The organism is Vibrio sp. A11, assembly GCF_013048705.1.
Taxonomy (GTDB): Bacteria; Pseudomonadota; Gammaproteobacteria; order Enterobacterales; family Vibrionaceae; genus Vibrio; species Vibrio metschnikovii.
In genome coordinates, this window is the sequence record NZ_VHSI01000002.1 from 40153 (window position 1) to 64247 (window position 24095).

General features: G+C 44.2%; 21 protein-coding genes, 1 other RNA gene and 4 pseudogenes. 12 read left to right on the forward strand and 14 right to left on the reverse strand.

From position 1 onward, the window contains the following. Positions 1-58: 58 nt before the first annotated feature. The 3 genes from FKQ60_RS02670 to FKQ60_RS02680 form a co-directional block, all read right to left on the reverse strand. Positions 59-1582, reverse strand: a complete 1524-nt coding sequence (locus FKQ60_RS02670) for a sodium:solute symporter family protein (protein WP_170905992.1) — start codon at positions 1580-1582, stop codon at positions 59-61. Positions 1583-1815: 233 nt separating this feature from the next. Further along, positions 1816-2208: a RidA family protein gene (locus tag FKQ60_RS02675; RefSeq protein ID WP_004395531.1), complete on the reverse strand. Its 393-nt coding sequence runs from the start codon at positions 2206-2208 to the stop codon at positions 1816-1818. A 51-nt stretch (positions 2209-2259) separates the two neighbouring features. Next, complete coding sequence (locus FKQ60_RS02680) at positions 2260-3705, reverse strand: D-aminoacylase (protein WP_170905993.1); 1446 nt, start codon at positions 3703-3705, stop codon at positions 2260-2262. Between the two features lie 179 nt (positions 3706-3884). Between FKQ60_RS02680 and FKQ60_RS02685 the strand changes: the two genes are divergently transcribed. Both FKQ60_RS02685 and FKQ60_RS02690 read left to right on the forward strand, forming a co-directional pair. Next, a complete protein-coding gene (locus FKQ60_RS02685; RefSeq protein WP_170905994.1) occupies positions 3885-5156 on the forward strand; it encodes an amino acid deaminase in 1272 nt (423 codons plus the stop codon). Positions 5157-5245: 89 nt separating this feature from the next. Further along, complete coding sequence (locus FKQ60_RS02690) at positions 5246-6109, forward strand: MurR/RpiR family transcriptional regulator (RefSeq protein ID WP_154168505.1); 864 nt, start codon at positions 5246-5248, stop codon at positions 6107-6109. A gap of 149 nt (positions 6110-6258) precedes the next feature. Here FKQ60_RS02690 and FKQ60_RS02695 read toward each other — a convergent pair. The 4 genes and pseudogenes from FKQ60_RS02695 to FKQ60_RS02710 form a co-directional block, all read right to left on the reverse strand. Next, positions 6259-6345 (reverse strand): annotated as a pseudogene (locus tag FKQ60_RS02695) (glycoside hydrolase family 3 N-terminal domain-containing protein); the annotation flags it as partial. 276 nt (positions 6346-6621) lie between these two features. Beyond that, positions 6622-7344: a TSUP family transporter gene (locus tag FKQ60_RS02700; protein WP_004395534.1), complete on the reverse strand. Its 723-nt coding sequence runs from the start codon at positions 7342-7344 to the stop codon at positions 6622-6624. A gap of 166 nt (positions 7345-7510) precedes the next feature. Then, positions 7511-7633 (reverse strand): annotated as a pseudogene (locus FKQ60_RS17730) (NADPH-dependent oxidoreductase); the annotation flags it as partial. A gap of 1 nt (position 7634) precedes the next feature. Continuing rightward, positions 7635-8544 (reverse strand): annotated as a pseudogene (locus FKQ60_RS02710) (EamA family transporter). 147 nt (positions 8545-8691) lie between these two features. Between FKQ60_RS02710 and FKQ60_RS02715 the strand changes: the two are divergent. The 4 genes from FKQ60_RS02715 to FKQ60_RS17735 all read left to right on the forward strand — a co-directional run bounded on the left by FKQ60_RS02715 (position 8692) and on the right by FKQ60_RS17735 (position 12357). Beyond that, entirely contained in the window at positions 8692-9171 is a 480-nt protein-coding gene (locus FKQ60_RS02715) for a MarR family transcriptional regulator (protein WP_040904858.1), read from the forward strand. 291 nt (positions 9172-9462) lie between these two features. Further along, the gene (locus tag FKQ60_RS02720) at positions 9463-11220 is read left to right on the forward strand and encodes an AMP-binding protein (RefSeq protein ID WP_170905995.1); all 1758 of its coding nucleotides are present in this window, start codon (positions 9463-9465) and stop codon (positions 11218-11220) included. A 9-nt stretch (positions 11221-11229) separates the two neighbouring features. Then, positions 11230-12150: a bile acid:sodium symporter family protein gene (locus FKQ60_RS02725; protein WP_004395538.1), complete on the forward strand. Its 921-nt coding sequence runs from the start codon at positions 11230-11232 to the stop codon at positions 12148-12150. A 75-nt stretch (positions 12151-12225) separates the two neighbouring features. Next, positions 12226-12357: a hypothetical protein gene (locus tag FKQ60_RS17735; protein ID WP_004395539.1), complete on the forward strand. Its 132-nt coding sequence runs from the start codon at positions 12226-12228 to the stop codon at positions 12355-12357. A 234-nt stretch (positions 12358-12591) separates the two neighbouring features. Here the strand turns inward: FKQ60_RS17735 and FKQ60_RS02730 are convergent, their stop codons facing one another. Beyond that, positions 12592-13626 carry a methionine synthase gene (locus FKQ60_RS02730; RefSeq protein ID WP_004395541.1) on the reverse strand — a complete coding sequence of 345 codons (1035 nt, stop codon included), beginning with the start codon at positions 13624-13626 and terminating at the stop codon, positions 12592-12594. Between the two features lie 31 nt (positions 13627-13657). After that, a complete protein-coding gene (locus FKQ60_RS02735; protein WP_004395542.1) occupies positions 13658-14632 on the reverse strand; it encodes a DUF1852 domain-containing protein in 975 nt (324 codons plus the stop codon). Positions 14633-15453: 821 nt separating this feature from the next. Between FKQ60_RS02735 and FKQ60_RS02740 the strand changes: the two are divergent. The 4 genes and pseudogenes from FKQ60_RS02740 to FKQ60_RS02755 all read left to right on the forward strand — a co-directional run. Further along, a pseudogene (locus FKQ60_RS02740) lies at positions 15454-15726 on the forward strand (molybdopterin-dependent oxidoreductase); the annotation flags it as partial. Positions 15727-15735: 9 nt separating this feature from the next. After that, positions 15736-16347, forward strand: coding sequence for a LysE family translocator (locus FKQ60_RS02745; protein WP_202598238.1), 612 nt, complete (start codon positions 15736-15738; stop codon positions 16345-16347). Positions 16348-16363: 16 nt separating this feature from the next. After that, on the forward strand, positions 16364-17164 hold the full coding sequence (locus tag FKQ60_RS02750) for an AraC family transcriptional regulator (RefSeq protein ID WP_170905996.1): 801 nt from the start codon (positions 16364-16366) through the stop codon (positions 17162-17164). A 1234-nt stretch (positions 17165-18398) separates the two neighbouring features. Next, on the forward strand, positions 18399-20081 hold the full coding sequence (locus tag FKQ60_RS02755) for a DUF262 domain-containing protein (protein WP_004395545.1): 1683 nt from the start codon (positions 18399-18401) through the stop codon (positions 20079-20081). Positions 20082-20313: 232 nt separating this feature from the next. Here FKQ60_RS02755 and FKQ60_RS02760 read toward each other — a convergent pair whose 3' ends face one another. The 4 genes from FKQ60_RS02760 to FKQ60_RS02775 form a co-directional block, all read right to left on the reverse strand. Then, a complete protein-coding gene (locus FKQ60_RS02760; RefSeq protein ID WP_040904405.1) occupies positions 20314-20616 on the reverse strand; it encodes a hypothetical protein in 303 nt (100 codons plus the stop codon). A gap of 211 nt (positions 20617-20827) precedes the next feature. Next, positions 20828-21043, reverse strand: coding sequence for a TIGR02450 family Trp-rich protein (locus FKQ60_RS02765; protein WP_040904407.1), 216 nt, complete (start codon positions 21041-21043; stop codon positions 20828-20830). 174 nt (positions 21044-21217) lie between these two features. Continuing rightward, an RNA gene (gene ffs, locus FKQ60_RS02770) (signal recognition particle sRNA small type) lies at positions 21218-21314 on the reverse strand. 163 nt (positions 21315-21477) lie between these two features. Further along, positions 21478-22221 carry a hypothetical protein gene (locus tag FKQ60_RS02775; RefSeq protein WP_004395546.1) on the reverse strand — a complete coding sequence of 248 codons (744 nt, stop codon included), beginning with the start codon at positions 22219-22221 and terminating at the stop codon, positions 21478-21480. A gap of 52 nt (positions 22222-22273) precedes the next feature. Between FKQ60_RS02775 and FKQ60_RS02780 the strand changes: the two genes are divergently transcribed. After that, complete coding sequence (locus FKQ60_RS02780) at positions 22274-22576, forward strand: MGMT family protein (RefSeq protein WP_115152713.1); 303 nt, start codon at positions 22274-22276, stop codon at positions 22574-22576. A gap of 194 nt (positions 22577-22770) precedes the next feature. After that, entirely contained in the window at positions 22771-23628 is an 858-nt protein-coding gene (gene tesB / locus FKQ60_RS02785; protein ID WP_004395547.1) for an acyl-CoA thioesterase II, read from the forward strand. Positions 23629-23638: 10 nt separating this feature from the next. On the opposite strand, the gene FKQ60_RS02790 is transcribed toward tesB, so the two are convergent. Next, a complete protein-coding gene (locus tag FKQ60_RS02790; RefSeq protein WP_170905997.1) occupies positions 23639-24091 on the reverse strand; it encodes an Lrp/AsnC family transcriptional regulator in 453 nt (150 codons plus the stop codon). Positions 24092-24095 lie beyond the last annotated feature (4 nt).

A 24095-nucleotide genomic window follows, 5' to 3' on the forward strand; every position in this document is an offset into this window, starting at 1 on the left:
CACCCGTTTGTTAGGCGCTTATGAACGAGTTTCCGATCGAGCCGGAAACTCTCTTCTGTTAAGCATTTTGATTTGCCGCAGTTGTGCGGTTTTGTAGAGAAGCATCTTGTTCCAGAAGACCTTTATCAGACAATTCCATTTCCATCAGAGCACGCTCATCATCAAGGATTGCTTTCGCTATTTCTGGTGAAACTTGGTTAGCTGGAGTCACTAGGCTTACTACCACACCTGCGGTTAGGGCAAATAAGCAAGATGGAATCACTGGGTTGCCCCAAAAAGTGGTCAGGTCTGGGCTCATCATTACTGCAAATGAAGCGATCGATGCGCCTGCCAATGTTGCCAATGCACCTTGCCAGTTGTAACGCTTCCAGAAGCGACCCAACATACCGCAGACAAACATACCAGACATGACTGTCGAGATCATCTTAGTGATGTAGCTGATGATGTCGTTCGAGGTTAGTGCGAACAGCAATGCACAACCGATCACTACAATCAAAGCCAAGCGAGAGTAATTCAACATGGATTCTTTGTTTGGCACGCGACCTGTGAACATGACGTAAACATCACGCAGTAAGATAGACACGCCCGCAATCGCATCTGAACTTGCACTCGACATGGTTGCCGATAAGCCCGCAATCAGAACAATAAGACCGACGCCTGCTGGCAATATCGTTGCTGCGATATACGGAAAAGCAAAGTTAGCGTTGTTCAGTTCAGGGTTCATCGCATGCGCCGCCATACCAATAACTGCTGGGATGATTGAGAAGAACAAGTACAGCACACCAGACGCCACGAATGAACGACGGATGGTTGATACATTTTTACCTGAGTAAATACGTTGGCGGAATGAAGGCGTTGCAAGTACACCCACACCAATCACGACAGCAAGAGAAACCGCAGGAATTAAACCAAGCTTATCAATAGCAAGGAAGCTAACTGCTTCTGGATCCATAGCAGAATAAAGGTTGTCTAAACCACCTATGTGCTGCACAGACAGTACCGCCATTAGAATGAAGCCGACAAACAAGATGATGGCTTGAATGGTATCCGTCCAAACTACGGCAGTGTAACCGCCAATTACAACATAAATGGTAAACGCTGCTGCGATAATCATCTTCGCAGTGCTGAGCTCAATATCGGCAATCCACGCTAAGTACATACCACCTCCAAGGATGTGTGCGCCCAGCCAGCCAATACAAGCGATAAAGATAAGCAGACCAACCACGTTCTTCACGATGCGGTTTGCACCCACGTAGTAGGCAAGTTCTTCACTCATCGTCATGAAGTTAAGTTTACGAACTGGTGCAAACCACAGCGCCAATAGTAAAATACCAATTGCGCCGCCAATGCCGTAAAGCGCACCAGCCCAACCATTTGAGTAACCAAAGCCGACCGCGCCCATACTTGAGCCCGTGCCAACCATGGTTGCTATCGTGGTACCTAATACGAGAAACAGAGGTAAGCTTCGACCACCGAGTAGAAAGTCTTCACCTGATTTTTGGTTACGAGAAACAAACCACCCCAACCAAATTAAAAATAAGACATACGCACCGAAGCCGGTAAGAAATAGTGTACTGTTCATTGAACACCTCTTATATAAAATCCATCTTTCAGATTGATATAATTCCAGCAGCAAGTATTAGATTTTATTCCATATATTATCTAATTTTATTTTTATAGCTTTCGCTAAATATATTACGCACTACTGCTTTATGAAATTATATTTATGTAGGGAGTGAGAGTGCCGAAAGGGTAATAACAAGAAAGTAATTATTTCCGGCACTCTATTTAATTTAATTAGGTAAAGTGTGATTTCTATCGGCGATCTTCGCGATAGCAAGTCACATCGACCTCGACTTTCACGTCCACCACGAGATCACACACCATGCAAATACGTGCAGGTGGGTGATCACCGAAGAACTCTCTGAATACTTTGTTAAACGATTGGAAGTAACGAGAATCTGTTAGTACCACTTTTACGTGTACTACGTCAGCTAGCTTGTAGCCTGCTTCTTCCATAATATCGACACAGTTTTGAATCGCTAAGCGAGACTGGTCAACGATACCGCCTTCTACCACTTCGCCGTTAGTCATTGGTGTTTGACCTGATACATATAAGAAGCCACCCGCTTCTGTTGCACGTGCAAATGGTAAATGTTGACCGCCAGTACCTATGCCACCTTCTACACCATAACGTTTAATTGACATAATATTCTCCAGTGATAATACTTAATCTATAAAATTAATTAGTTTTATAGATTATTGATGGGTGTTATTTCTATAAATAAATACACCATTTCTATTGTCGGTGACTTTATCTTTTAAATAAGATAGCTCACCATTTACAAATACAGATTCAATACCTTGCGCGACAGAAATTGGATTTTCGTACGTTGCAGTATCTTTAATTGTATTTGGGTTAAATAAAACCAAATCTGCGTAAGCGCCTGCTCTTATTTCTCCACGATCTTTTAATTGGTAACGCGTGGCAGACATACCCGTCATCTTGTGAATAGCTTCTGCCAATGGGAAAAGCTGCTCTTCACGACAGTAATGCCCCAAGACTTTCGGGAATGTGCCCCACAAACGTGGATGTGGATGCGGGTCGTTTGGTAATCCATCTGAGCCCACCATGGTCAACTTATACTTAAGTACACGTTTAACGTCGCTTTCAACCATGCAGTGATAAACCGCGCCCGCAGGTTGCAACGCTTTTGCCGCTTCCATAAGAGGCAGGCGCATCTCGTCAGCAATGTCTTTCAGCATCTTGCCAGCGTGCTCTGGTTTGCTTTCAGACCAGGTAATGAAGATATCAATTTCATCCGTAACCTGTTTTAAATCCAGTGTCGAAGAGCTAGCGGAATATGGGTAGCAATCGCAAGACACGTCTTGATGCTCAGAAACCTTGTCCATCAAATCCAGCACTTCTACCGTGCGTCCCCAGTTGCCTGCACCTGCACATTTAAGATGAGAAATCACCACTGGCACTTTGGCGTACTGCCCAGTTTCAAAGGCTTCTTCCATTGCGCTGATGATTTCTTCAAACTCGGTGCGCATGTGTGTGGTGTAGATACCACCGTGATGACCGAGAATTTCCGCTAGGCGCATGACTTCGTCCGCGTTCGCTTGCTTGGCACTCGCATAAGCAAGACCCGAGCTTAAACCCAATGCCCCTTCTTCCATCGCTTGCGTCAATGTTTGGCGCATTTGGTCGATTTCTTCATCGGTTGCCGTGCGCAGTAAATCGTCCATCACATTGTTACGTAATGTCGTGTGACCGACTAACGCCGCGACGTTAACCGCAGGGCTAGCCGCTTGTACCGCCTTCGCATACTCCGCAAAAGTTGGGTATTTGAAATCTTCCTGTTTGCCCAATAGATTCATTGGGTCTGGCGGAGTACCACTGAGTACCGCAGGGCTTGCGCTAATTCCGCAATTGCCTACGATTACCGTCGTCACGCCTTGGCTAATCTTTGCTAAGCAATCAGGGGAACGAATCACATTGATGTCATCGTGCGTGTGCACATCAATAAATCCCGGAGCCAACGCAAGACCTTGACCGTTGATCACCTTCTTTGCAGAAAGCTCGTCTAGCTGACCTACTTGCTCAATACGATCTTGACGAATTGCAACATCAGCAATGAATGGTGCTGCACCTGTACCGTCAAATACCTCTACGCTTTTGATAATGGTGTCGAACAGCATACTTCACTCTCTTCGTCCGTAGTTAACATGATTCCATCTTAATAATTCTTGAAATTTAAACAGTGAAGAAACACACACAAAACTCAGATTTGTTTGATACTTTTTAACATATTGTTTATGGTGGTTAGCAACAAACACTTAATATCAATCAGTTAAACCATGTTAGAAGTAGGTGCGCTATGAAAGACAATCGCCAAAAGTGTGATAAAAACTATCATAATGAGTTTGTTACCACGCCAGGTTACGGAGAAAAGGCTCAACCTGTTGCGGGCAATTCGGCAGGATTACACAGTTTGATCCATGAAGAGATCACTCTGCCCGCTGCGGTGATCAAATCTTCTTCATTAAAGAACAACCTCGATTGGATGCAGCGTTTCGCCAATCAACACAAAGTGAAGCTGTCACCGCACGGTAAGACCACCATGACGCCTGCTTTCTTTCAGCAGCAATTAGAAAATGGCGCTTGGGGCATTACCGTAGCAACGCCGGCTCAGGCAGAGATTGCGGCTCTCGGCGGAGCGAAAAATATCATCATGGCGAACCAACTAGTGGGGCGCGCGAATATGACCATCATCGCCAACTTGATTAAATCCCATGGGATCAACTTCTATTGCTGTGTGGATTCAAGCCGAAACATCAAAGCGCTAGAACGTGCGTTCTCTGAACATCAATTGCCGCTTAATGTACTGATTGAGTTTGGTATCGAAGGCGGTCGCTGTGGATGCCGACACCAGCAAGATGTGGTTGAGCTCGCTACTCTCATCCACCAGCAACCTCACCTTACGCTTAAAGGTATCGAGGTCTACGAAGGCGTCATTCATGGTGACAATGCTGAACAGGACATTCGTGACTTCCTCAACACCACATTAGAAATCGCAGCTCAGCTACAAAGCAAAAAGTTGATTGAGTCCAAACCTCTGGTTACTGGTGCAGGCTCCGCTTGGTATGACGTGGTTTCCGAATGCTTCGCCAACCTAGAAGATTTTGACGCCATCATTCGCCCAGGTTGCTACGCAATTCATGACACAGGCATTTACCTAGACGCACAAAATAAAGTCATGCAGCGAGCTGAAAACAACCAAGGGGCTGCGTGTGATTTAGGCGGTGATTTGGAATCGGCTCTAGAGCTTTGGGCTTATGTCATTTCTCGCCCTGAGCCAACTAAGCTAGTTGCTGGCTTCGGTAAACGTGATGTTGCATTTGATGCCGGATTACCAACCCCTGAACGCGCATACCGCGATGGTGAGCCAATCTCGATTGAAAGTGCGCTAACTACCGCAGTGATGGATCAGCACGCCTTCATCGAAGTAGACGCAAATAGCGACCTTCAAGTGGGTGATATAATTGCCTTCTCAACCTCTCATCCATGTTTAACATTTGATAAGTGGCGTGCCGTGGCAGTTTGTGATGATGAGTATCAAGTCACTCATTGGGTGAAAACATGTTTCTGATGATGAGCTTAGTGAAGCTTTTCGCTATACTTCATGCCAAACCTGTAGAGGCGGAACAATCGCCTCCATGTAAAAGATAGGAACACAGCTTGAGTTTAGAAATCGATATTATTTCGCAAATCACTGAGCGTTTCAGTGCGCTGCGCGATGCCGAAAAGAAGGTCGCTAAGTTGATCCTAGACGACATTCAAACTGCCGCCAATGCCAGCATTACTGAACTGGCAGAAAGCGCAGAAGTGAGTGAAGCCACCATCACCCGTTTTGCCAAAGCTGTTGGCTGTAAAAACGTGCGAGATATGAAGATCAAATTGGCACAAACTTTAACGGTTGGACAACGATTCATCCTTGAGCCTCCCGATCAAAGTGGCTACCAAGGTATTTATGAGTCGATCAAGCAATCCCTTGACGTAAACCACCGTTTGATTGTTGAAGAAGATATCGACACTGCCGTGAACTGGCTACACAACGCAAGACAAGTGATTTGTATTGGTATGGGTGGCGGTTCAACCATTGCAGCACAGGAGATGCAGCATCGTTTGTTCCGTCTGGGCTATCCTGTTGTGGCCTATAATGATGGTTTGTTATCGCGCATGATTGCGGCGACTGCAGACACAAACGATGTGTTAGTGATGATCTCAGCCACAGGCTATACCCCTGCGATCATTGAAACCGCGCAATTAGCAAAGCAGTACGGCGTAAAAGTCATTGTGATTACTCCGAAAAACACGCCTTTGACCGAGCAAGCCGATTTGGTTCTGCCTATCGAGCACCAAGAGACAGATTTCATCTACAAGCCATCCGCTTGTCGTTACGCGATGTTGGCTTTGGTTGATGTGCTTTCAATGTCATTAGCCGTTAATCATAAGCGACGCTCTCGCGATAAACTGCGCCGACTCAAGGTTGCTCTCGACTCTTATCGTGGCGGTTTAGAAAGGCAGCCTCTCGGAGATTAAACCGAGGTAACTCCTTCCGATGACAGTCGATTCCGAAAACGACAAAGCCCGATGTTCAACATCGGGCTTTTGTTTATTCGTGACTTGGTAAAGGGATGATTGGAAAATGTCCGTTACTCACCATGCTAGACCACATTCAGTATGTATTCCCCCATGTTCGTGCTGTCTGAAATAATAACGCCTTCAAAGCCCATATTTTGACGCAGCAGTTGCTGTAAAATCGTCGCCGATAAGGATCGCATCCAACATCCAACTGTGGCTACGCCGACTAACCCTGTCGATCCAAAAGTAAATGAAAAAATGGATAACAGGCTCAGTTATTCATGTGGGCGTACTCTCCTAAAGAAATGAGGCAATCGGATTAGGGGATTTCAGCTAGAGAAGTCAAGAGGAGAAAATCAGAGTTACTCCTCCTGATTTTGTCATTGATGTGAACGTAAGAACGTCGCACAGATTGTCGCCATTTCGTCACGCTGATAGTGAAATCGGCGATCAGAAGAGCAGATAAGTAATTAGAATAATCCATGCCATACTGCGGTTGCGCCGCTGACTAAACAAAGTACCAGCGCTGCAACGCGGATTTTTTCTTTCGGCAATGAATACGTGGTTTTACGGGCTAACACATAGCCTAACCAAGCAGCGGGGATCAACGGTAAAGTCAGCAGTACATGGTGCCACGTTAAAAAACCCGTCGGCCACTGCACCATTAACGAGATGATCGAACTAAATACAAAGAAAGCCGATAAATTACCGCGCAGTTGATTAGCTTCTTGATGCTGAAGCAACAGCGCCATCGGAGGGCCACCGATGCCACTACTGGTTCCAAATACGCCAGAGAAAAATCCCGCGATGCCCATCCGAGTTGGATTTGGTTCAATACGCAGCGGCAGCAAACTCACTGCTACCGCAAACAGCACTAGCAAACCCAGCCACAGAGCCAAGGCCTGAGTAGAAATCCACATCAACAGTAAACCACCGACAATCGAACCCGGTATACGCCAAATTAAGGCCATTTTTAACCCACCAATCGAAATGCTCTCGCGATATTTCATCGCATTAAGCACCGAAATAAATAGCGCGACCAAACAGATCGGCGCTGGCACATAATCTGGAGAAATCAGGAACAACAACGGCGATGCAACCACAGCTAGCCCAAAGCCGATCGCGGTCTGTACAAAGGAGCCTATGAAAACCAACATTATGGCCATCCACACACTCACGTCTAAATATTCCATTTCGTTGCCTTGAACTATCATGTATCGAATGGCACTGACGGTATCAGTTCAGCAATATTTCGCAATAGAAACGTTTTGCCCAAATTGACCATGTCACGGTGCACAGACGAAAGCGCTGTCTCGTAGGCACTTAGTAATCACTATTCTGCCAGACACTTTCATTCTAAAACGGTAAATCCAGTATTTCGATCTGATTAAAATGTGGTTCTGCAAGGCCTTTTAAGTAGTTCGCTACATTCAAACTTTGTGAGTGTGCGCTTTGACTGCCAAAAATAAGAGTCAGTTTCATATCAATTTCTTTTTAAACTGCAAGCCAGTGTTGTTGAATAAGTGGTTGAGGTGGAAAGCGGGATAGCCAGCACGATCGAGATAAAAATCGCCCCTGCCCCGAAAATTTGCGTCCAAGTGAGTGCTTGATCGAGAATGACATAACCCAGTAAGCAAGCCGAGACACTGCTCAAAAAACCAAGAAAGGACACCGTGACCGTTGGCAGTTGCTCAATACCACGGAACCAGAGAAAGTAAGCCAGCATAGCGCCAACCACACTCAGGTATCCGTAACCGAGGTAGTTAAGCACAGTAATTTGCTCTGGTACGCCTTCAATCCATAGGGTCGGAGGCAGCAAAAACACGCCACCAAACAATAATTGCCAGCCGGTAAATCCAAGTGTGGACATGCTTTGAGGACGCCCCCATTTTTTGGTCAGTACTACGCCAGAGGCCATACTGAATGTTCCCAAACAGGCGATCAATAAACCTTGTATGCTCAAAGATGCGGTTTGATTAAGCACTAATAGTCCGATCCCAATAACACCAACCCCCCCCCCCCGCCGCCCACTGCAAAGGGGTGATGCGTGCGCTCAGAAGAATCCAACTCATCATCATCACCAACATAGGTTGGAATGACATCACCAATGCTGCCATTCCTCCTGGTAATTCAGTCGCTGCAAAAAATAAGCAGTAAAAGAAGAAACCAATATTAAAAAAGCCCAATACAGGTAAACGCCACCACCAATTTCCAGTTGGTAAAGTTCGAGCAAACAGTACTAGCAATATCCCAGCAGGCAGAGCTCGTACTAAAGAAGCCATGAGTGGCGCATTTGGCGGTAGTACTTCGGTGGTTACGATATAAGTGCTGCCCCATACGATAGGTGCGATAGCAGTAAGCAGCATCGTCTTGATTCCTGACGTTGTATTCATTTTTGACCCTATTTAGTGGCGTTAACTTCCATAAAAGTATCTCTTAAAAAAGATACTTTTTAGAAAATAATAGAGAAATGGTTTTTAATCAAGTATCTTTTCAAAAAGATATATTCAGAGGGAGACATCATGTCATCAGATAACACCATGCCAAATGACAAAGTGGATGCCATTCTTGCACAGTGGCACAATATCAGACCGGATCTAGATTGTTCTTCGATGGGCGTTGTTGGCCGATTAAACCGCACTTATGAACTTTGGAAACCTCAATTAGATCAAGTCTTCCAGCGCTTTGATTTAAGCTCAGTTGAGTTTGATATTCTGGCGACCATCCGTCGTAGCAATACCGCCATCACGCCTACTGAGCTGTACCAAACCTTGATGCTCTCTTCCGGTGCGATCAGTACACGCATTGAACAACTGGTGCAACGCGGCTTAGTGCAGCGTATGGCCAGCGATCAAGACAGACGAAGTTGTAAGGTGATGTTGACCGAACAAGGACAAAGTTTGATCGACCAAGCCTTGAATGCCCATGTCGACAATATGAATCGCATGTTAGAAGTGCTCACGGAACAAGAACAAATACAGTTAGAGCAGCTCTTAAAAAGAATTCTGCTAGCGGAATAAAAACCGAAAGAGCAAAACTGATTGAGAAGGTGTGCAGATAGCAGATAAATAAGACAAAGAATGATCGGTGAGTAAGCTGCCTACGCCGATCAATCTTGTCAATCCAATAGTAAATTCAAAGATGGCTAACCATCTTCAACCAACACGACCACTTCAAGTCGTTAGGATAAATCACACTTACGAATATAGAAATTCAGAAATTGCTGACTAAAATCAGCACCTTCTGTGGTTTGTGCTATACGTTAATGAGTCAGATATCAAAACAACGATAACTTGTTAAGTGAGCGCTTCATGTCTAACGATGCTATTTATGACCAAGCCCCTTGGGTCAAACTCTACAGTCCGGAGCAACTGGCTTTGCATCAAGGCCATGCTAAAGACAGCCATGCTTGGCGCAGTATTCCTGAAATGCTCAGTGAAGCGGCCGCCAAATACAGCCAACGTAAAGCTTTTACCACCTGCATGCCCAATGGCATGAACGGTAGCCTTACTTTTGGACAAGTAGATGAGATGTCGACCGCTTTTGCTCATTACCTACGCGGCGAGCTTGGCTTGCAAGCCGGTGATCGCGTTGCGGTGCAAATGCCAAACTGTTTAAGCTTACCCGTTGCCGTGATCGGGGTGCTCAAATCTGGCTGTATCTTAACCAGCGTTAACCCGCTGTATAGCCGCCGTGAAATGAAACATCAGTTCAGTGACGCTGGGGTAAAAGCCATTGTCATTTGCGATATGTTCACCGATAAACTGCAAGACGTCATCGAACAGACGCCGATCCAGCATGTTATCGTGACCTCTTTAGCCCAATGGTTTCCTCCGGTGGTACGCGGCATTCTTAAGCTGGTCTTGAAATATTGGAATAAAGTGATTCCCCCACATCAGTTAACTCATCATTCCATCGATCAAGCGATTCACCTTGGCCGTCTACGCCAAAAAAACGACAAGCTGGATGTGCAAGAGTATTGGCAAGATTTAACTCGCGATGACACCGCGCTGCTCCAATACACGGGCGGTACCACGGGCGTTGCGAAAGGGGCGATGCTCAGTCATGGTAACTTACTCGGTAACGTAGAGCAGATGGATAGCTTGGTCCAAGGGCATATCACGAGCGGCCAAGAAACCGTACTCACTGCCCTACCGCTGTATCATATTTTTGCTTTCAGCGTTAACTTGTTGGAGTTTTGGCATCAAGGGGCGCATAACATTCTAGTGCCGAGCCCAAGGCCGATCCAAAACTGTCAGCGCGCGTTTGATAACTACCCTATCAGTTGGATGACTGGCGTGAATACCTTGTATAACGCGCTACTCAATGAAGAGTGGTTCACGACCTTTCCGCCTAAACACCTTAAAGCCGCGTTAGCCGGCGGCACCGCGTTACATGCTACGGTTGCCGAACGCTGGCAAAAAGCCATTCGCTGTCCGCTAGTGGAAGGTTATGGCCTAACCGAAAGCTCGCCAGTGCTCTGTTTTAATCCCTTAACCGATCCACGTCCTGACTGTATCGGCATTCCAACGCCTGGTACTCAGTTGCGCTTAGTGGATGATGACGGGCATACCGTCCCGCTTGGTGAGCCGGGAGAACTGATTGCTAAGGGCGTGCAAATTATGCAGGGCTATTGGCAGCAACCGGAAGAAACCGCTCATGCGCTGCGCGAGGGTTGGTTATACACTGGCGATATCGCCATCATGCATCCCGATGGTCGCTTACGCTTAGTCGATCGGAAAAAAGACTTGATCCTTGTCAGTGGTTTTAATGTCTACCCCAACGAAGTGGAAGAAGCGATCGCTGGCTTAGAGCAAGTGATGGAGTCAGCCGTCGTCGGCGTTCCCGACCCGCTCACGGGAGAACAAGTTCAAGCTTATGTGGTGTTGCGTGAGCAAGGATTAGATGAAACCAGCGTGAAAAAACACTGTAAAAAAGAACTCGCCGCTTATAAGGTTCCGAAAAAAGTGGTCTTTGTTGATGAGCTACCGAAAACGCCCGTCGGCAAGGTTCTGCGCAAAGATGTTCGTGCCATGGCCCTTGGCCAATCGACCCATTCTGATCATTAGGAGGCCATCATGTTAAGCGCTTTTGAAGAAACCCTATTATCGGTAATGATGATCATCATAATGTTTGGCATGGGTGCAAGCCTAACCTTTCGTGATTTTCGTATCGCCTTTAAACACCCTAGGGCTATCGTTGTCGGATTCAGCTCGCAGTACGCACTGATGCCTTTTATTGCTTTTGCTTTGGTTTGGCTACTTAACCTCACCCCTGCGCAAACGGTCGGCATGGTATTGATTGGTTGTATGCCCGGTGGAACCACTTCGAATATCTTTGCTTACTTTTCACGCAGTCTACTTAGTTTGAGCATTATGATGACCATCTGCTCAACCATAGCGGCTTTTGTGATGGTTCCGTTGCTGATGCAATTCTATACCCAAGGAATTGATGACTCACTGCGTATTCCACCCGATCAAATTGGTCGCTTATTGTTTGCGCTCCTTATCCCCACTCTGATTGGTATCTGGTTACGGCGTAAAAATGCCAATATTGGCGCTGTGGTTGAATTAACGGGTGGCGTGTTAGGCGCATTGGTGATTATTTTCTTGCTGGCCACTTGGGTACCACGTAACTGGCAACTGCTGCTCACCACTCATTGGACGGTTTATGTTGCCGTTATCATGGTCGGGTTGATTGGTTTTAATTTTGGCTATTTCTTCTCACGCTTGCTTGGCCTTAATCCGCAAAAAGCGCGCACAGTATCATTAGAAACGGGGATTCAAAATGGGCCTCTCGCGGCTTTGGTGGTTAGCTTAAGTTTTGCCGGAGAATTACAGCAACAAATCTTGTTAATTCCAGTCATGTATTCGCTGTTTATTGTTATCAACTCCACAGTAGTGACTTTCTTTTACCGTAAGCGCACCTTTAGTGAAGAGCTAGCACGCGATCAGGCAAAAATCGAACCCGCCAGTAGTACTAGTTCATCAAGTCAGTAAATATGCTGCTCACCTCAGTTATCTCTATCAAGGCCGCTAAGCGGCCTTTTCAATAACGAATGGCATGTTAATTAGATGCTACAATCAACAGCCCTGATCGCAGTATTGATTGATGCCCATGGGGATTTACCTGTGCTTACCAGCAACCGTAAGTGGCTGATGATGCAAGAACTAAAAATAAGTTTTATTGATAAGAAAAAGGATTAAATAACCAAATCTAATCTTGGTTACCCAATTGTTTATCACACCATTTTTCAATATCGGGTGCATAGAGAGCCAATAAACCAATGCTCATCGCAATACCACAAATAATGTAAATCGCTACCATGTTGCCACTCCCGATTGTATCTGAAAATCCATTAACTGGCTGTCCTTGCATCGTGTGCTTAAAACGCTCAACCGTTTATAGTCTAGCTAAATACGTGGCTATTTGCTAACACACTACGACTTCGCTAATAGTTCATTTCTCACAATTTCAGCACCAGCGCTTAATGAGTGGAGTTTCGCTCGTGCTACCGCTCTAGACAACGGAGCCATGCCACAGTTTGTGCATGGATAAAGCTTATCAGCATCGACGTATTTCAGAGCATTACGCAGGGTGGCCGCTACCGCCTCTGGTGTTTCAATGCTGTTGGTTGCGACATCGATAGCACCGACCATCACTTTTTTGCCGCGTACCAGTTCGAGTAACTCCATTGGCACATGAGAGTTATGGCACTCTAAAGAAATAATATCGATATTCGATTGTTGCAGTTTAGGAAACACCTCTTCGTATTGACGCCACTCACTGCCTAAGGTTTTTTTCCAATCCGTATTGGCTTTGATTCCATAGCCGTAACAAATATGTACCGCGGTTTCGCATTTTAAACCATCGATAGCTCGCTCAAGAACTTCAATCCCCCAATCATTGACTTCGTCAAAAAAAACGTTGAACGCCGGCTCATCAAATTGAATGATATCGACACCAGCAGCTTCTAGCTCTTTAGCTTCTTCATTGAGAATTTTCGCAAACTCAAACGCCAGCTCTTTACGAGATTGATAATAGCCATCGTAAAGGGTATCAACCATCGTCAGCGGCCCAGGCAGAGCCCACTTGATGGGCTTATCCGTTTGAGAACGTAAAAACTTTGCATCTTCTACGAACACCGATTTCTGCCGAGATACAGGGCCAACCACGCTTGGCACGCTAGCATCGTACCGGTCACGAATTTTCACCGTTTGCCGATTCTCAAAATCAACGCCATGCAAATGTTCAATAAAGGTCGTCACAAAGTGCTGACGGGTTTGTTCGCCGTCACTGACAATGTCTACCCCTGAGATTATTTGTTCATGCAAGGCAATACGCAGAGCATCGTATTTGCCATCTATTAACTCTTGTTGCTGTAATTTCCAAGGTGACCAAAGCACTTCTGGCTGAGCTAACCACGTCGGTTTTGGCAGACTGCCTGCCGTTGAAGTTGGGAGTAATTTTGTCATAATGTTGGCTATTCTACTGTTTGGTTGACGATTAAGCGCACTGAGCGACCCATTGTTCAAGAACCGATTGATAAGGTTTGATGAAGACTTCTTCCGCATACTTACCTTGTTTTATCGCCAGTTGGGTGCGCTCTTCGCGGTCATAGACAATATCCGTTAACGAGTGGGCATCGCTTTTCAAGTTCGCTTCATAACGTTCACCAGCTACCCGGTTGGCAAAATAAATCTCAGGGCGATAAATCTTTTGAAAAGTTTCCATGGTGCTGATGGTGCTAATCAGCTCCAAATTGGTGTAATCGTTCAGCAGATCGCCAAAGAAGTAGAAGGCAAAAGGCGCAACACTGTTTTTCGGCATAAAGTAACGAGCTTTTAAGCCCATTTTCTGGAAATACTGTTCCGTTAACGATAAATCCGTCGGCTGGTATTCCACACCCAATATTGGGTGTTGGTTATTAGTGCGGTGATAGACTTTGCTGTCTGACACACTCAAACAAATCACCGGTGGCTTGGTGAAGTTTTGTTGGTAACCTTCTGAGTTAATGAATGATTTAAATAAGTTACCATGCAAAAGACCAAAGTCTTCTGGTACAGAGAATTGCGCTTTGCCTTTATTGTAATCCAGTAGACGCACACTAAAATCGTAATCACGAACATAAGAAGAGAAGTTATTCCCGACAATACCTTCAATCCGTTGACCCGTTTTGCTATCCAAAATACCGGTTTTTAGCACTTCAATCGATGGAATGGTTTCGCTGCTATTTTCTACTTTGATATTGGCTGAAATAATGTCTAACTCGACCGAGTAGCGATCACCCGTTGGGTTATCCCAACAAGCCAACTCATTAAAACGTTGGTCTATCATGCGTAATACGCTACGCAAGTTCTGTTGACGATGTTCACCACGCGCTAAGTTAGCAAAGTTCGTGGTAATACGAGTGTTGTCTGCTGGATGATAATTTTCATCAAGACGAGTCTTTTTAATGGTAAAAGTAAAATGTTGAGTCATCAGCGTTATCTTCCGTGTCAATCAGATGAAACCAAATGATCATCCGTTCAATTCATGACTCAGTTATAACTCGCCCATGATTAAGTTAACAATGTTGTTACTTAATGTTCATTGTGAAAAAAATTCATGTTCGGTGTGCTTCAATAAAAAATAGTAAGGCAGAAGGTGGGATTGCGTCTGTTAGTCAACTGAATAGCTAACTTTTTATTATTCAAAATTGGGGAAATAAACAACAGTTTTGTACAATACTTGTGTGAAGGAGAGTTCTATTGTGTAGCTCAATTACTGCTGCGTAAAGGACTATACAATGACACCAAACAACGGCATTTTTTGGCTTAGGCAAACTCCGCAAATAACCTGTGTAGCTACGCTGGGACCTGAAGGCTCAAGCAGCCAATATGCAGCTCAGTACCTGTCAAGGCTTATTGGGGCCCCATTAGAAGTACTATTATTCAGCACCTTTGAACAAGCCTCTGAGCATGTTGAATCCAATGAGTCATGTTTACTTCTTGTTGCTAATGCATACCAGAAGGTTGATAACTTTTACATGAACGAGCGAACGCTCCTTTTGGGTTCGTTTTTTTTTGCCCCCCCGCCTATTACTTGGCATGTAAAGATATATCTAATCTGACATTCAAAATATTGAGTAAAAATACAATATCTATAGCGTCTCATCATGCTCCACTGTCTCGATTAGACGGCCTTATACGATCGTCCGAAGAAAATGTTCCTGATATACGAAAAGCTCAAATTGAAGTACAGCTCACTGATTCTACCAGTGGTGGTGCTCAACAAACAGCGGTTGACTTGACAATGCTTTTGGAAACAGAGCCATGATCATTTGGGCTATCGATGGTGCGGCTTTGTCGTTGGAAGAAGGCTACCCAATTAGGTTGGTTGATTTCTCATTATATCGCTATAAGGGAGTCAAGTGTCTATCAGAGTTACATTTAACCGATGAATTTGAGCAGGGATATTGGGAGAGGCAAGCGGGCGATTGCAAGACTGGCAAGATCAAACCCAAAAGATATCGAATCGTTGATTTACAAGAACATCGCTTTATTAATGGCACTGGCGAAGTTACGGATTTTTAAGGAACAATAATGATTTCACAACTAATAGCGATGGCAGCTTTTGCCTTAGTGACTTCGATCTCACCAGGCCCAGTAAACATTTTAGCCACTGTTACTGGAGCGAATTACGGATATACCCGTACTATACCTCATATCACTGGCGCAACTTTCGGGTTTGTATCCATTTTGTTTTTGTTGGGCTTTGGATTATCGCAATTCATTGCCGAAATTCCTTATTTAGCAAAGGGCATGACATATGTAGGAGGAAGTTTTCTATTATATCTCGCTTATAAAGTGACTACCCAAGAACCTACCACTAAAAGTAAAGATTCAGAAGAAAGCAAATCAGCGCCATCGCTCTTGCAGGGTATGATGTGTCAGTGGCTGAATCCTAAAGCATGGATCGTTTCGCTTGCTGGTATTTCAGTTTTTTATACAGGGCAAAACGTAGGACTAGAGGTATTACTTTTATTCTGTGGCATATTCTTTGTCGTTTGCTACATATCGCTCTCAGTGTGGGCAATACTAGGGGTTACCATCAGTTCTGTTATAGAAACACCTAAGCAGTTCAAGCTGTTTAACATCTCTATGGGACTACTACTAGCGTTAACTGTTCTATATACTTTCTTCATATCTAGTTGAAAGAGTATTCGTTGATATGGCTAAACAGCAATTTTATCGATCCAATATAATTCCTATAGAACTGCGTTGTTCCACAAATTCAAACGCATGCTATGGTAAACATACTCACGAAGAGTTTTCTGTTGGATCGGTAGATTGTGGTCAAAGTGATTATTTTAATAACAATATGGAAAGCAAAATCGAAATGGGCTCTCTTGTCATAGTGAACCCATTGGAAGTACATTCATGTAACCCCACTCGAGATACCAATTGGAGCTATAAGATGCTTTATGTATGCCCGAAGTGGTTAGGTAACATACAATCTATGATTGTAGATAACCCCTCAAAAAATTTTATACCATTCTCGATTATTCATACTAATTCCCCAGAGCTCTACTGGCAGTTTCAATCATTGGCAAACTCAATCATAGACGATGTCGATCACATAAAAGTGGAGGAAGAAAGCATCGAATTTTTCTCCAATTTATTTCGCAATGCCAACGCCATAGATATCGATGAGTTGAGCCTAACAAAAGCAAATATCGCCAGAGCTCATCGCTTTATATGTGACAACTTCAAAAACAACATCTCAATCAGAGAGATTGCTCAACACTCTAGGTTAAGTGAATACCACTTAATTCATTCATTTCGAAAATCTTATGGGATAACCCCCCATGCCATGCAAATTGCCATGCGAATAAATGAAGCGAAGGTGTTGCTAAAGAAAGGACATAATATTGCATCAGTTGCCACAGAATTAGGGTTTAATGATCAAAGTCACTTTCATCGTAATTTTAAGAAACTAGTAGCAGCCACTCCAGCTCAATACAAAGATTAATCTACATTAGTTCTGCTGTGAATGTTTGCTACGCCATTTTGTATGGAAACGGATTACTTCGTCAGAAATAAATATAAATATAGAATGCTCTTCCGACACTCATTACACCGAAAGCATGATGTAATCGATTAGTATATCGACTAGATTCGACGGTTTGATAAGCGGTGAAAAGCTTCTCTGACGTGCATGGAAAGAGAGGTAAGATACAATGCGATATACTCTCGTTTCTATCCCTTCTGAAAAGGGGATTTGCAATACACCATCTAATCTGTAACTTTCTAATTTAGTAAGCGCTGTAACTCACAAATGTCGGATAGGCGGCACCTGTTGCCAGATGCCTCCCTCCTCAGAACCGTACGTGCAACTTTCACTGCATACGGCTCAAGCCTCCACAAAGGCACCGTTAAGCACCCAGTAACTAAATTACCTTTGCGATACATGCTTAAAGCTTTAAAACTGCCCCAATGGTGACTCAGTGAATAAGAAACCAAGGTTCGTTGTCAGAAGACGCACTAATTTCATTCGAAATCATCATTTGCTTTTCTTCTTTAATAAAGTTCTTCAAGCTATTTCGCAACGGGAGACCAGCTAGAAGTCAGCTCGCTTTCGCGCCAGATATAAACCTGTATCCCCTTCATTACAAAGGGGCATTCGCTTTCTCTAGCCTCCTTTACCTGCATACCTATCGGCAACCCTCACAGGCTGCTTTCCCATAGGGAGGTATACAGGCTTACCCTGTTCCGTATGTCGCGTAAAATGTCAACTTAGATGCCCACTATAGTGCGAAGAGTACGCTGATCACGAAAGAGTAATGTCCAATCTCTTTCCGACTCTCGCTGCCATTTTGGCTACAGCGTATTAACCACTTCCGCTGCTTCATCATATAACGCACCTTACATGGATTCACATTACATTCATCATATTGACTCCCTAGCACTCACCCGAATTGTGGTTCTCAGGAGGAACATCCTCTCACGATTCCGTTCCCACTCAGCCTAACGTCTGAGTTTCGTTACATTGTCGGTTCCGCTGCTTTATTCAGGAACCTAGGATCATCTGGTGATACAGACGGTTCACTCTTGTCGTGGTAAACAACGCTTCATACGACTTCAGGTCGCACGGACATAAATGAGTTACGAAATGCATTTCTAACCTATCGAGCAAAGATAAAACATGATAGTGCCTCATACATAGGATAATATATCTACATCAATAGCTTATGCAGGAAACTCTTATGGCAAAACAGTTTATGTTAATGGAACCAAAAAATGAGAATTTTAATGAGTTAATTGGTAGTTCAAGTAAATACTTAGTTCCTAGATTTCAACGTGATTACGCTTGGGATATTGAACAATGGGAAGACCTTTGGAATGACATAAATGCCCTCGATGAAGAAGGCTTCCATTACATGGGCTACATAGTTTTGCAACAAACTGAGCAGTATCAGTTTGAAGTGATTGATGGCCAACAGAGATTAGTGACTCTTTCACTAATTGTCCTTGCAGCAATGAAGGCTCTTTCGGGTATGATTGAAAGAGGCGAAGACGAAGCCGATAACAAGGAAAGACTCGCTGAGCTTACCAAGAAGTTTGTTGGTAACAAAAATTTAGTTTCATTAAAAGTTGTCAGTAAGCTGGAACTAAATCGAAATAACAATAGATACTTCCAGAAGATATGCTCGACACTGGAAGCGCCAAATCACCGAGGGATTACATCTACTAACAAGCTCATTAGGAAGTGTTTCGACTTTTTTAGCACAAAAGAATTCGGCGCTACTGGTGCTGAGATTGCGCAGTTCATCATGAAGTTTTCCTCGGCAATGATCTTTACCAAGATTATTGTGCAAGACGATTTAAATGCGTACAAAGTTTTTGAGACTCTTAACGCACGAGGTGTTCAACTTTCAACCCCAGATCTATTGAAAAACTATTTGTTTTCAATAGTTACTAAAAACGATGGTATTGAAGATGATGAGTTAGATGAGTTGGATGAAAATTGGTCTGAGTTGATTGCTCAGCTTGGTGAAAGCAATGTTTCTGACTTTGTTCGATACCACTACAACTCTCATAGGAAGATGGTCACTAAAAAAGAGCTTTTCTCATCTATGCGTAGAGTAGTTACTACTCCTCCAGAAGCGTACGCTTATCTAAGAGAGCTAATCGATTATGCCCCGATTTATGCGTCATTAATAAACCCTAGTGATTCATGGTGGGCTGAGCAAGCTCAAGAGTATAGAGATTCGCTTAAGTTCTTAGTTGGTATTCGGTTGTTCAATATTAAACAACCACTAGCTGTTCTGCTCCCAGCATTTAAGCACTTCACGCCAGAAGAGTTTGTAAAAACAGTAAAATATTTATACGTTCTATCTATTCGATACAACGTAATTTGTCATTTGTCGCCAAGTGAACAAGAATCACTCTACAACCAAATAGCAATAAAGGTATCAGGAAAAGAGTACAAAAGAGCAAGTCATATAAAGAATAGCGAGGAGTTCAAGAGATTGTACCCAAATGATGATACGTTCTTTAATGCTTTCGAGTTTCATCGAATGCCAAGCAGACAAACGGCTAAAAAAATCAGGTTCCTACTTGCTGAGATTGAAAACCACCTCGGCTTCCATTGTGACTTTAACAAAACAACCTTGGAGCATATTTGTCCATATAATCCTGAAAAGCAATGGACTGCTAGCTTCGGTGAAGGCATAAATGACGTTAAAGATCGTCTAGGTAATATGCTTCTACTTGATAAAGACGACTTAAAACGAGCAACGTTTGAACAAAAGAAAGATGCGTATAATAACGCTCCATACTATTTGGCTCAAAAAGTCACTGAATACTCCGAATGGAACTTAGACACTGTTAATGAGCAACAAAAGTGGATGGCCGAGCAAGCGGTTCAGACATGGCGCGTTGATTAACGTGTTTCAATACCACAGATAAATAACAGCCCTGCTCTCGTGTAATATAGAATTGCCCCAAACACACTTTGGGGCAAAAATGAGTTTACTCCGGCATAGCTCTGAATTTAAGCGAGCTTGATTCATCGTTCAGATCAAGAAGCTAGGCTTAACTTTCTGGCTTTATTCAAAACTTATAAAATAAAGCCTTTGATACCCCTACAGCCACAATTCACTTTGATTAATGGCCGCACTAACGCTTTTGCTGAATATCGTAGCTGATTTGCTTATCGGCGTTCTTTAATGGTACCCCTACCTGATTAAACGCCTTTTGAATAGTAGCTGAGACATGCAGGCGGCCTTCTCCCTGTAAAAAGTTGGCTCGATGCTGATTGGTTTCAAATACGCAGACTATTGCTAAGCTTTGTGGAAAAGAAGTGTATTTGACCGTATGAGTCACCCAAAGGAAACCATCGTAATCTTTTAACGTGCTTTCACAAACTTCGGTTAACACTTCTCTAATGAGATTCTCAACCTTCTTATCTGACTTGCGCATAAAACAAACTCCCGATTGAACCACGTTAAAAACCTGTCAGTCTACCTTGTCTTAAACAACATTGGGCAGTGAAATTGACTCCAGCTCACTTGGCACCTCTTGGGACAAGCGACAAAAGCTATTGCAAGGCATCGTCACGCTGCGATGTTAACGCGCAATAAATCTGCAAGGTGGTATGGAGAAAACGTTTAAAGCGTTGCGAAGGGAGCAACTACTTCCAGCCTTGACGCCATTTTTCCTCATTTTTGAGTTCAAGCCAGTCTATTGAATATTCATTTCTCGACAGCACGGATTCAAGTAAACATGACATCACTGCACCCTCTTCATCATACTCAACCTCTGAAATCAAAAAATGCTTTTCCCGTTTAAGCGGCTTTACCGCCGTCCATTTACTATTTCGTAACTTAGCTGGGTTTATCTGGTTCATACTAACTCCGTAATAAACTGAATTTATTGAAAATAATAATCAGTAATACGAACGATAGCGGTTTAAGTTCAGTTCGCTGTTCCGTTTATATCGAGACAGATAGGCTGAAAGTGTGGGATATTTTATACGTTTAAAAGAATGAGATTTGAATTTCAGAGACAGCTAGATGGGTGGAAGCCCCAGCCACATCCCGGCACACACGTCATTCGCTGTGGCTGCTTCCTTCCGGACCTGACCAAGTTCACGAACTAGTGTTGCGGGAGGACCAGGGCCTCCATAGAGCACTTTAGCGCCTTGGCTAAAGAGTGCGAGGATTATCCGGCATCCCCTCCTCTATTGCAACCCTCCGCTCTCATAAAATCAATAAAGGCGGGTTAACTGGGCAGCAATTGAGCAATCTTTTTATTCTCAGGCAATGATGGTGGAGTTTTGTACTACTCTATCTGCTCTTCACTGCTTTTCAGTAGGTAGTCCGTCATCCACGCTGTCGCGAGCAAGCATAGCCAAACCACAAAGACCGGTTTGGGTACTTCGATGGCCGGAGCCAGCACGATGCCCATAAACGCCACCGACGGTAGCGTCCAGCACAATAACGTTGGCCAATGCTCTGCTCTTTGCTTCACAAGTTTATTGATGATGGCCATTAACCCAGTCACGCACAATGAAATAACAACCGCGAAGGTGAATTCAGCAATCCACAAAGGCAGCAACAATAATAATGCCCACCAGTGGCGAGCCGATGAAGGCGTGTATTTCCAACTATTAACCGCCCACCATATCGCGCTCACCGAGAGTATTTGTAATACCGTCATGACCGGAGTGCCATCAAGCTTACCTGCTGATTGCGTGGTCATAATTCCGACTTGCAGCGTCAGCAAAATTAAACCACAAATCACCATAACCCCTTTATGGCGTGGCGCAGAAAAAGCGACCATCAGTAATGGGAAGATAACCCACATACTCACAGATAACGCGGCTGGCTGGTAAGACAGCGTGAAGCCATAGACCAGTAAACCGCCCAACAACACCAAGCCCGCATTACCACTGCGAGGCAACACCCACAGTGCTGGCACTAATAAAGCGATCAATGACCAATTGCCTTCACTCAAACCTAGGGCTTGACCACAGACAATCGCTAAGATTATGGTGATCATAAATTGCATAACCGACACTATCATACCCTCTCCTTATACCTATCCGTGGTAACCATTGAACTAGGGCTTTATGAGTATGGACCAATTTTCTCAACAAATCTTTGCCGTGGTGCACCAAATTCCTTTTGGTCGAGTAGCGACCTATGGGCAAGTTGCGCATTTAGCGGGCTATCCGGGCTATGCTCGTCAGGTAGGAAAAGTGTTAAGCCGATTGCCGCAAGGCAGCAAACTACCTTGGTTTAGAGTGATTAATGGCCGAGGTGAGTCATCGTTGAGCGGGGCCGATAAAGCGCGTCAACACGCTTTACTGCTTGCCGAACAGGTTGTGATCAATTCATCTGGAAAAATTTCACTACGCCAGTATCAATGGCGACCTTAGACGTTTATCTCATCAGCAAAGGGGCGAGGGATCGTTTCAACATGTTTCATAAATCACATTCCCTCTTGACAAATATTTGACCTATTTCACAAAATAGTGGCTAATACTTAAGTGAACTAATTTTAGTCTATACCCAAACAACTTGGAGTTGCAGGTAGGAAGGGTATACAAACAACCATCATTAGGTGAGGGTCATGAGTAAACCACTAAGCGAATTATTACGCCTACTACAGCTTGAAAAGCTTGAAGAAGGTTTGTACCGAGGTGAAAGCGAGAACCTTGGTTTACCCCAAGTCTATGGCGGTCAAGTGATTGGGCAAGCGCTCTCGGCGGCCCGTTACACGGTAGATTCCGATCGCACCGTCCATTCCTTCCATAGCTATTTTTTGTATCCGGGCGATCCTGAAAAACCAATTATTTATGATGTAGAAAACCTACGTGACGGTCGTAGCTTTAGCACCCGCCGAGTAAAAGCGATTCAAAACGGTCGACCGATTTTTTATCTCACCGCTTCTTATCATGGTGAAGCGCCGGGGTTTGAGCATCAAAATGCGATGCCTAATATTTCCGGGCCAGAAAATTTTGCTTCAGAATCTGAGCTAGCGGCGCAAATTGCCCATTTATTGCCAGAAAAAATTCGTAACGCGTTTTGCGGTGAGAAACCGATTGAGATCCGCCCTGTGACGGTGATTAATCCGTTAAAACCACAAAAAGAACAGCCTAAACAATATTTATGGATTCGCGCGAATGGTGAAGTGCCTGATGATCAGTTAATTCATCAATACTTACTCGGTTATGCGTCAGACTGGGGATTTCTCGTTACCGCGCTGCATCCTCATCAAGTCTCACTGATGACGCCGAATTTCCAAGTGGCGACGATCGATCATTCGATCTGGTTCCATCGCCCGTTTAAAATGGATGAATGGCTGCTTTATGCAATTGAAAGCCCAACCGCGAGCAATACCCGTGGTTTAGTGCGCGGCGAGATTTACAACCAGCAAGGGGCTTTAGTGGCAACAGCGGTACAAGAAGGGGTGATGCGTTTTAAATAAAACGCTTCCTTTAAAGCGGTAAGGCGGTGGTGTATTTCAAAGACTCCATCGCAAAGGTGGAAGTGACATTGTTTAAACCATCGACACTATTGACCAGTTTTTTATAGAACTGGTCAAAATTTTTCATGTCTTTGACCAGTACTTTCATCATGTAATCATACTCACCAGCCATGCGATAAAATTCCATCACTTCCGGAAAATCCTCCACGGTATTAACGAACCGTTGATACCACTCATGGGAGTGATCACTGGTTTTGACCATCACAAAAGCGATAAAAGACAGCCCTAAACGTTCTGGATCGAGCAGCGCCACCCGTTGGCTGATCACCCCCGACTCTTCGAGCTTTTTCAATCGTTTCCAACATGGCGTGCTGGTTAAATTGACCGCATCGGCTAATTCATTGAGCGATAACGTGCTGTCTTTTTGCAACATCGCCAGTAACTGTTTATCAATTCGATCCATATCC